Source organism: Alicyclobacillus acidiphilus NBRC 100859, assembly GCF_001544355.1.
Classification (GTDB): domain Bacteria; phylum Bacillota; class Bacilli; order Alicyclobacillales; family Alicyclobacillaceae; genus Alicyclobacillus; species Alicyclobacillus acidiphilus.
The window spans coordinates 1-8,758 of the sequence record NZ_BCQI01000094.1 but is presented as its reverse complement, the minus strand read 5'-3'; the positions used below and the strand labels follow the sequence as shown (position 1 = coordinate 8,758).

Genomic DNA, 8,758 nt, shown 5'->3' with positions numbered 1-8,758 from the left:
GGTACATGGGCTTCGGGTCTGAGGGCGCATCAATCCTACGTTGGATACCCCCTCGAATAGATCCTACGTAGAACATACAGCCGCTATCATTGTGTTGTGAACTTCTGCTCCGTAACTTCCCGCCTTCGCCCGCTCCACAACCGCCACTACAACATCCACGGGGAGAAAGACGCTTGTATTCAGAAAGTGGGAGGTGTATGGAGGGGTTATCTCAAGTTCCTTGCTATTTTTGCAGTTTGCTTTTATCTCTTTCACGTTTTTTCCTATAGGTCAACAAACACCCCCATACCCCTCCCAAACCTGGATGAGAAGTACTCATCTCCCCCGTCCTGTGGATGCGATGTGTCTTGAGATATTGGCGAGTGGCTGTTGCGCGCGTAATCGTCGTGTGGGTGCGGTCGGCGGATGGCGACGATGCTCCAAGGTGTTCAAGAAAGAGTAAAAGTCAGTCCCAAATCAATCCGACCATTGCAAAGGTAACGAAATGTGGAATTCACGCGACAACGATGAGCTACACTCTACCAAATTTCAAGTTGCACTATGTGTCGTGTTGCTATGCAAACACCGTTTACAAAAGTTCTACTACCTGCTCCCTTTCATCACCCTAATCATCCTGGGTACTGCAACATCACAGCAAACCTATAAAACGCCTCATTTTGATCGGCAAAAAGGATTCGCATCAGATTAGAATTGCTTCCGACAAACGCATAGGTTACATGTGACTGATATTGAAAATGAGCGCGGAGTCGCTTCAGCAAGAGGTCGTCAATCTTGTGAATCATCTGAAACTCGTGAAACCATACAACCAGCCGCGTGTCCGCTTGTTCAGGGATGCGTTGCAGGAGGCTTACACTTTCGTCCAGGAGTTCAAGAGGGCTTCCCTTAACTCTCTGCAGATATGATATGTCCACAGCGTCTTGGATTTTGGCACGAATGCAAGGTGGATCCAGGGACTCAATGAAGTCGTTAAGGGAGGAGTTCGGTAGGGGGTTAATGCCAATACGTAATTGAAGAACGGTATGTAACAATCGAAGCGTCAATTCCTCAATCGTAAAAACGTTAGACAGGTCTATCTCAGCCGTGTAACACCCTCGCGCTTCCAGCCGCTTCAGTACATCACGAGCCAATGTGGTGCTAATCTGATAAGGAACTGTGAATGTCACACTGCAACCGTCATATAGCCGCTCTTCAAACTCCCGTGCAAAACGGTCATACCACGAATGCGATACGTATGCGATTCCCTTGTCAGACTTGGTGATACCGTCATCCATGTATAGCACTCACCCCGTATGATGTTTTTCGCATCTTATAAACGTTAAAAACTCGGCGTTCCAATATACCGTGCTTACAGTTTAGACGCACCAAGCTTCTTGAGCATTCCCACCCGTTAGTTGAACAGCACACAGGTTGACTACTGTCAATGCGGCACGAGTAGCACAAGGAATCCTGGAACCAAAAATGTAAATAAGGCGATTGGCATTAGTACTATCGAAGTAAGAAAATACATTTTTCCACTTCTCTTACGCTTTTTGAAATAGAAACCTACGATTAAAGAAATGATTCCCACAAGAGCCAATACATAAGGCAAATATACCAAACTGATAAATATGATCTGTTCAAAATTCCCCACGTTATCCCCCTCCTTCCGTGTGCGTCGCGATAACCGTCTGTCACCTGACGAAGTCGTCAAACCCCTTCCTTTTTTGAACCGACTCAGTTTTTGTCCTTCTGTGCTTTTAAGATCGCGTGGTTGCCCTCGATAACTTTTCCGAAGTGGCGCGCCTTGTTCTTCTCGATGTAATCCATCACACATCCGAGTGAACTATTCCCACCACTCCCTGTTTCCCCGACATCATCAGCAACACTACGTAACGTGGAGGCAACAGCCTCGATGTCGTCTTCGAGCAAAACACGGAGCGCATATGGGAAATGGGGTCGAGTATTAGGTGCGTTAAAATACCGAGGGAAATCGCTCATGTAGTCGTTCGCATATTCAATCAGTTGATTCGCCAGATTGAGTCGAAGTTCTTCCACTGTCGCTCCATCCGCCACAATGAACTCGATTTCTCGAATCGAACCTGCGAAACGTCCATCTTCATCGACTTCATATTCGTATTTCAGGGGATAGGTGGTGAGTAACCCCAGCATCTGCCCCAGGGATATGGCGACGATGACATCTCCATCCTGTTTCACCACCTGCGGTTGACCGCTAACTGTCGCGCCGAAAAACTCGTCAAAATTCGACACAACGTTCATTGTACTCACTACGCCTCGCAGTAGCATAGCCTTCTCCCCCAATCCCTTCGGACTTGCTCATTCGCCTGGGAACTTTAGTATCATCGCGAACCGATAAAACGCCTGATGTCGGTCCGCCCAGCGTGTCCGCATTAAAGCTGGATCACTACCTGCAAACGCAAGGGTCACATGGGTCATGCCGCGCCCTTAACGCGCTTGCGGTTTGTCCAATGCGCTTCTGTGGAATTCAGTTCACTATTTACTCAATCGTTCAAGCCTGTCCATCGTGATGGTTTGCATCCATAAAAACCTTTGGATTTTGTGCAAAAAGTTCAACACGTCCGCACCTCGGACAAAGGTAAGCATCAACAGCAGAAGACTTTCTGTTAGTAAAAGGTCCACCCTTCTTCGATTCCTCCAAAATGATCGTTCCTGAACCAGAATTCACCCACACCTTGACAAGCGATTCACCGCAAGCCCCACAATGTCTGTCCATGCTATCCTCCACTCATCTATCCCCAATGGGCGTCGTCGTAGCATTTTTGAGTCAGTTGACCGTGATACAGCTTTTCGTTTTAGCATATCATACGGGATTAAGTAATGTGGTTATGTTCCAAGCATCAAGAGACTTTGATGATATCCGACGGATTGGTTCCATCAATCCTGAAAATTTTTTGTTGTCCACAGCAAAGGCGGATGTCGGAAAGGGGTTCTGTGCCGTTTCAACCTCATGCCCTGTCTGTTAACCTTTAGCCCTGCTCTTTCATCATCCAGTGTTTCCTCACAAGTTCTTCCGTCCGTTCTTCGCTTTCCGCTTTCAAGTCCAAAACGAAGTCCCCATTATCTTCAGGCTTATCAAAGTATCCACTCAATTCTTCGACAGTAAGGAGCTTTACGACCTCCAATCTGTTCACCCTCCTTTTTGCGCCATATGCTGTGTCAAAGCTGGTAGGACTACGGTATAGGGGTTCCCTCAGCCCTGCGTAACCTTAGCCCCGAAACGACGAAAAGGCGGCATCTCGCCACCCTCGGACAAATCTTTTTTCAGCCCCACTTCACAACGGCAGGGGGTCTCCGCTTTATCACTTCCAGATGATTCAACCTGGGTTCTCACGCTTAACGGTGGTGAGTCACACGACTTTTTGAGGCAGGGACAGTAAAACGGGCTTAGGGTTAGAATCCCCTTTTCACTTCCATCTTGTCCCATCACTCATTACCTGTGCGACATATTCTCTATTTAGTCTCTCCGTGACGCGCGGGGAGGAGCTTTGCAACTGAATATTAGCATATGGGTGGTGTTGGATCAATCGGATTAGTCAAGGGATTCGGGTGGAAGATTTCATGGGACGAAATACGTATCAGGTTCAATAAACTGAACCGAAAGTGATTATTGAAATGGAACCATAAACGTATCCATAAACTTAAACATTTATGTATACATTTCTTCAACCCTATCCAACTCAACCCCCTCACACCCTCAAACATGGTTCGACACAAAAATGGCTGACCAAATCTTGACTCCGTGATAGATTGGTATCAAACCACAAAGGAGGATGATTGAACTGAGTAAATTGCTTTCGATTTTCGTTGGATTTCGGCATGATGAAAAGGTAATAGGTTCTACTTGGAAACCATACGAACACGAATTTCCAGAACGTAGAGCGAAAGTCTTAGAGATGGTCGAAAAAGTGGATGTTCATTTTGCAAGAGAAATCTATGATCATATAGAGTGGACACCTTTTACTGGAGAAATCCGAGTTGGAGATGCGATACACCTCATCAATTTGTTTAAACGCGGTATTGAAGGTTACGCAGAAAACCAAAGAGAGATTTTGAAATTCTTGAACAAAAATTATCCGCATAAAGTCGAAGAAGACTTGGCAGAACGAGTACAATATCGGGATGGCAAAACCATGATTTTAATAGAAGCATCCACTCATATCTTTAATGATGGCGAGTTCGACATCGCGTTCATCTTTGACTTGGATGCCAACCGCGTCGAGACAATCACGAATCGTCCTATCCCAATATCATAACTGCCGAGTGGGACGTATTGACGCGACACACCGTCCATTTTCATCCAAAAGCAATAATTCTGCAAACGAGGTGCCTCATGCCAAACATGAACTGGAATGACCTGTCCCCTCTCCAATTGGGCAGGTACGCTGAATACTTCGCCAAAATGAATTTGCGTCATATGGGATGGAGGTTTACGTCACCGAGGTCGATGATCACGGTATCAATTTTGTTGTGAAAGATAAGCGCGGGCGGTTCTGCGAAGTTCAGGTGAAGTCTGTTCGGGGAAAAGGGTATGTGTTTATGCCGAAGAACAAGTTTGACATCAGCAACAAGAACTTGTACCTGACACTGCTGGTCTTTGAGAATAGCAAACTCCCCGACATCTTCTTAATCCCGTCGCAAGTATGGGAGGCTCCAAACGAGGTTTTTGTGGACAGGAATTATGACAAACCTGGACAAACCAGCAAGCCTGAGTACGGTATCAATATCTCTCAACGTAATTTTGGAATCCTGGAGATATTCAAGTTTGAGAAGACAATTAAAGGCTTCATTGAAGCGACTGGGATTATGCCGTAATTGCAGGGGCTTGTCCATAATTCCCTCCGCCCAACCAATCTTACTCCAGAACGACTCTCCGTGACTTTCGCTCATAAAGTCGCTGGTCAGCAACGCCAAGACAAGAAATCCAATCGACTCCATCCTGCCCTAACGTCGCACATCCGACGCTGACGCTATACTCTTTGTCGGAAAACCAGTCCATCACACGCTTGGTGATGGCTTCGATATTCTCACTTTCCGTTTTCACCAGAAACACAAATTCATCGCCACCGAAACGTGCGGCGATTCCCTGCTTTCCGATATTCTTGCGAAGTGTTTGAGCCACATCCATGAGGATGGAGTCCCCTTCAAGATGACCCAGGTTATCATTGATGCCTTTAAACTCATTCAGGTCGAGCATGCCAAGAATCAAGGAGCCTTCGTCTTGCCTCTGCATGCGACCAAATTCCTGTTCAAATCCCCTGCGATTCAAAATATCTGTCAACGGATCGTGGCAACTTGCATGCTCTGCAATACGTCGGGTTACCAGCATTTCAAGAACGAGGGAGACGTGGATGGCACAAGCCGCCATCATATCGGCATCCATCTCATCAGGCACAGTCCTGCGCCCCAGAACCATTGCGCCGACACAACTTCCTTTCACTACAAGCTTCCACGCTCCAACATATTGAACACCAGCATCAAGCCAGACTTGTTTCCAGACTGGTGGAGCTTCTTCGGCAGGGAGCCACGACTCACTGACAAAGTAATCTTCACCAGAAAACCATGCACCATCATCGATAAAGCGGGTTAACTCAGTTTCAGAGTATCCTATTCCCCATGGCTCGTACACGCGAACTGGCGCATTCATGACACCATGAACAAATGGTTTTCGATATACAAACATCCCCGATTCGATACCAAACGTGTGCTGTAACACATCAGCCACCTTGGAAAATAAATCCCTACCCCGCTCCAATGATGCCCAGTCCCGTGATTGTTCGATGAGGGTCTTCAATGAATGCATATTGACCGCTCCTAACACACAAAAACACACCCGTTTAAACCTGGGTGTGCCGCATGTGTATCCGATTTAGCGGCAACCTGGCAAGCATGGCGTAAACGCTGTAGCCCCACGGCTTTGTGCCCCGTCCTTTAGGAACGGTTTACCTTTTTCCACTATTGACGATTTTACCTTCATAAGAGTCAGGAAACAAGTGCTAAAAAGGATACAAGGGATGGAGTGAGAATTAGTAAAGAAACGGTATAGCGTAAGATGGACATTATCCAGCGCGGTATCTGTTGGATATGAAAACCTGCTACGCTAATCATTCAGCCCCTTTCCCTCAAGAATTCTCTGCATACATTTTTCTATTCGTGACTCACGAGTTTTGGATTGCTTGGGTGCTGAAAAATACAAATTGTATGCTCTTTGCCGTCCTGGTGTCAATGCCTCAAAAGCGGTTTTCAAGTCAGGCATTTCATCCAATTTCTTTTGAAATTCTTCTGGCATTGGCTCTGGGTTCTTTTTTATATTCGGTTTCTCCCCAGATTTCTCGACTTCAATGGCTTCTCTTATATACTCTTTCAAGATGGGTTCCATCTTCACGATATCTTGAACATTGGTGAAGCGAATCTGACGACCCACCTGTGTATTCTCTCCAGGTTTAATTAGGATACCGTAGGCATCCTTTAACAAGGAACCTTTCAGAAAGTTAAGCGAACAGTATTCTTTAAATGCACTCATCATCACGACGTTTCTTTTCTGGTATGTGTAACAAGGCTGAGACCACTTCAATTCCTCCGTCAGCCCACAGTCAAGGAGTATCGCTCTCAATGTCTTCAATTCGTCTTCCCAATGATGAACTTTGCAGTTAGGAGTACCTCCCAGTTCGCACCGCATGCAACCCTGAGTGAGATAGGCATCCACTTTAGGATTCGTCGTTTTGTGTTCCATGAAATCTTCCCTCTTTTACATCCTCACCAAACCATACTGGTTCAACCTACCCGTTACCATCGAGCAACGGCGTCAAATCTGCTTATACGAGCATTGCGGAGGTGACTGTATACCAAACACAAACGAGGGGAGTCACTATCATTCCCCTCGTCCCGTGAACCGTTTCTTACCTTCTCCGTTTATTCACCCTGCTCTTCCACCGTCTCCACGCTCGCCGCTACCTCGTCATCTGCCGTCGGCACATCACGTTCAACTTTCACCCCGAAGTGTTTCTCAAACGCTTGTGTCATGATTGATAGGCGTTTTTGGACATTTTCCTTCCTCGCACTTCCAGACATCGATGCGCTCTTATATTCTTCTGGTCGGTTGTTCCAGAAGTTCACGACAAACTCTCCAAATTCTTTGGGGGAAATCCTGCGGTTTGTAGTCCTGTTTATCTGATGCATATCCAATACCAATTTAAAAATCATCGGCACATGGAGTTTTTTGAGGAACTCCTCTCCCCCATTAAATGCTTTATTGAGATCATGGCAGGCATTCTGTATATCCGATCTTAGCTCTTCTTTTACATCGTCTTTCCGCAATTCCTTTGCAAACTCTTTAAGTTCGTTTCCACTAAATCCAGTTTCACGCTTGCTCACCAGTGCGAGAATTTGAAGTACCAATTCCTCGTCAACACATCTGCGCTTGTTTGCATTTGACAGTTTCACTTTTTCCTTAAAGAAAGGCATCTCTGTGATCTCGCGAATGAACTTATGAACGCTTTGTCCCAAGATAACCCTGGTTGTTTCAATCCTCACGAGGGGCATCCCGTTATTCCATCGAACAAAGAGTTCTTCCATCTCTTCTTCGGTCAAATCTTCTACGACAGTCAAGTCAAGGCGATACTCCAAGATTTTTTGTTGCTGTGCCTTGTCTAATTTCGAGAACTTCTTACCCGCCAGATCACCGATTTCGGGTATCGAAGTGGATAGCGCATATTTATCATCCACAAAGCCTTGAATGCTGGTTAGGCGTTGCTTGCCATCGAGAACATGAAATGTGTCGCCTTCCTTTGCAAAGAAGAGACTGGGAATCGGATATCCCATCAGCAGAGAATGAATCAAAAGGGATTTTCGCTTCCGATCCCAAATGTCTTCCTTGCGCTGAATCACAAGGTCGGTCGAAATCTGGGTGGAGCCACCTCTCAACAGGCTCTCAACTGTCTGTTCGCTTTTGGTTGTTTTCATTCGTCCCGCTCCTCATCTGTGCAATTGTGGCAACGAACTCAAAATCAATATAGTTATGTACCTAACATTTCACACGCTATTATAGCGTAAATTCAGGGAGAAGTAAGAGCAAGCCAGGAAAAATGAAGGGGCAGAGTGAATTGAGTTACCAAGGGGTGGCAATTTATCTGTGTCGATTCTGTCGTAGCGGTGCTCTCTTGGAAACACGGCACCGAAAGCGAGAATACCCAATCACATCTTTGAGCCACAAACACCCCGTCTCCGTTTGAATGTCACTTGAACACAAAAGTTGTTTTAGGCTGTTGATTGAATTAAATCAGACATGGATTATGACAAGGCTGAACCGAAAAGTTGTTCTCGAATCGCTTTATATATAGTGGAGGTTCTCAGCCAGAACAACTTTTTGGTTCGTCATAATGAACTCTGATTTTCTGAATGCGTATATCTCAGCATTGTGTGGTCGCAAAGTCTAAAGTTGCATTTCAACTTTCTGCGGAAAAAACGCTCAAAAGATGCCCCATCAGGTCAGCGAGGCTATTTTTGCAAAATGCTACCTTTATCGCTGGCGGGACTTGTGTGGATGGTTTTCAACAATGCCCTGCGGCACAGGGGAAATGCGAATCTGTGGATACGATTCAACTTCTCTGGATAGCGGAAGTCTGGTCGTAGTGCAACCAAAATGCAGAAGTCTTCATGAAGGATGGGCATCCCATCCCAATGACGACCAACACGATTGGCGAAACTCCTAAAGACTACCTCAATCAGCGAAGGATATGATTTA

10 protein-coding genes and 1 riboswitch are annotated in these 8,758 nt (G+C 45.9%); of the genes, 2 read left to right on the top strand and 8 right to left on the bottom strand.

Annotation, left to right across the window (positions count from 1 at the left end; genetic code table 11):
- Nucleotides 1-608: 608 nt before the first annotated feature.
- The 4 genes from AAC01S_RS17395 to AAC01S_RS19430 all read right to left on the bottom strand — a co-directional run bounded on the left by AAC01S_RS17395 (nt 609) and on the right by AAC01S_RS19430 (nt 3,140).
- Nucleotides 609-1,271: a hypothetical protein gene (locus AAC01S_RS17395; protein WP_067625468.1), complete on the bottom strand. Its 663-nt coding sequence runs from the start codon at nt 1,269-1,271 to the stop codon at nt 609-611.
- Between the two features lie 146 nt (nt 1,272-1,417).
- A complete protein-coding gene (locus AAC01S_RS17390; RefSeq protein WP_067625465.1) occupies nt 1,418-1,630 on the bottom strand; it encodes a hypothetical protein in 213 nt (70 codons plus the stop codon).
- 83 nt (nt 1,631-1,713) lie between these two features.
- A complete protein-coding gene (locus tag AAC01S_RS17385; RefSeq protein WP_245630276.1) occupies nt 1,714-2,256 on the bottom strand; it encodes a RelB antitoxin-like protein in 543 nt (180 codons plus the stop codon).
- 728 nt (nt 2,257-2,984) lie between these two features.
- Entirely contained in the window at nt 2,985-3,140 is a 156-nt protein-coding gene (locus AAC01S_RS19430; protein ID WP_169794088.1) for a hypothetical protein, read from the bottom strand.
- Between the two features lie 648 nt (nt 3,141-3,788).
- Here AAC01S_RS19430 and AAC01S_RS17380 point away from each other — a divergent pair.
- Both AAC01S_RS17380 and AAC01S_RS17375 read left to right on the top strand, forming a co-directional pair.
- Nucleotides 3,789-4,271 carry a hypothetical protein gene (locus AAC01S_RS17380; protein ID WP_067625462.1) on the top strand — a complete coding sequence of 161 codons (483 nt, stop codon included), beginning with the start codon at nt 3,789-3,791 and terminating at the stop codon, nt 4,269-4,271.
- Between the two features lie 166 nt (nt 4,272-4,437).
- On the top strand, nt 4,438-4,830 hold the full coding sequence (locus tag AAC01S_RS17375; protein ID WP_067625460.1) for a hypothetical protein: 393 nt from the start codon (nt 4,438-4,440) through the stop codon (nt 4,828-4,830).
- A gap of 40 nt (nt 4,831-4,870) precedes the next feature.
- Here the strand turns inward: AAC01S_RS17375 and AAC01S_RS17370 are convergent, their stop codons facing one another.
- From AAC01S_RS17370 to AAC01S_RS19800, 4 genes are all read right to left on the bottom strand, one after another.
- On the bottom strand, nt 4,871-5,818 hold the full coding sequence (locus tag AAC01S_RS17370; RefSeq protein ID WP_067625457.1) for a GGDEF domain-containing protein: 948 nt from the start codon (nt 5,816-5,818) through the stop codon (nt 4,871-4,873).
- 68 nt (nt 5,819-5,886) lie between these two features.
- Nucleotides 5,887-5,972: riboswitch (cyclic di-GMP riboswitch) on the bottom strand.
- A 143-nt stretch (nt 5,973-6,115) separates the two neighbouring features.
- Nucleotides 6,116-6,748, bottom strand: coding sequence for a YdeI/OmpD-associated family protein (locus AAC01S_RS17365; protein WP_083511935.1), 633 nt, complete (start codon nt 6,746-6,748; stop codon nt 6,116-6,118).
- Nucleotides 6,749-6,927: 179 nt separating this feature from the next.
- Nucleotides 6,928-7,977 carry a DUF262 domain-containing protein gene (locus tag AAC01S_RS17360; RefSeq protein ID WP_067625454.1) on the bottom strand — a complete coding sequence of 350 codons (1,050 nt, stop codon included), beginning with the start codon at nt 7,975-7,977 and terminating at the stop codon, nt 6,928-6,930.
- Between the two features lie 534 nt (nt 7,978-8,511).
- Nucleotides 8,512-8,758, bottom strand: a 247-nt coding sequence (locus tag AAC01S_RS19800) for a hypothetical protein (protein ID WP_217997861.1), incomplete at its 5' end; no start/stop codon positions are given.

Excerpts from the sequence above, each read along its gene's own strand:
- AAC01S_RS17395 (WP_067625468.1), bottom strand. The coding sequence starts at position 1,271 with ATGGATGACGGTATCACCAAGTCTGACAAGGGAATCGCATACGTATCG.
- AAC01S_RS17385 (WP_245630276.1), bottom strand. The coding sequence starts at position 2,256 with ATGAACGTTGTGTCGAATTTTGACGAGTTTTTCGGCGCGACAGTTAGC.
- AAC01S_RS17380 (WP_067625462.1), top strand. The coding sequence starts at position 3,789 with ATGATTGAACTGAGTAAATTGCTTTCGATTTTCGTTGGATTTCGGCAT.
- AAC01S_RS17375 (WP_067625460.1), top strand. The coding sequence starts at position 4,438 with ATGGAGGTTTACGTCACCGAGGTCGATGATCACGGTATCAATTTTGTT.
- AAC01S_RS17370 (WP_067625457.1), bottom strand. The coding sequence starts at position 5,818 with ATGCATTCATTGAAGACCCTCATCGAACAATCACGGGACTGGGCATCA.
- AAC01S_RS17365 (WP_083511935.1), bottom strand. The coding sequence starts at position 6,748 with ATGGAACACAAAACGACGAATCCTAAAGTGGATGCCTATCTCACTCAG.
- AAC01S_RS17360 (WP_067625454.1), bottom strand. The coding sequence starts at position 7,977 with ATGAAAACAACCAAAAGCGAACAGACAGTTGAGAGCCTGTTGAGAGGT.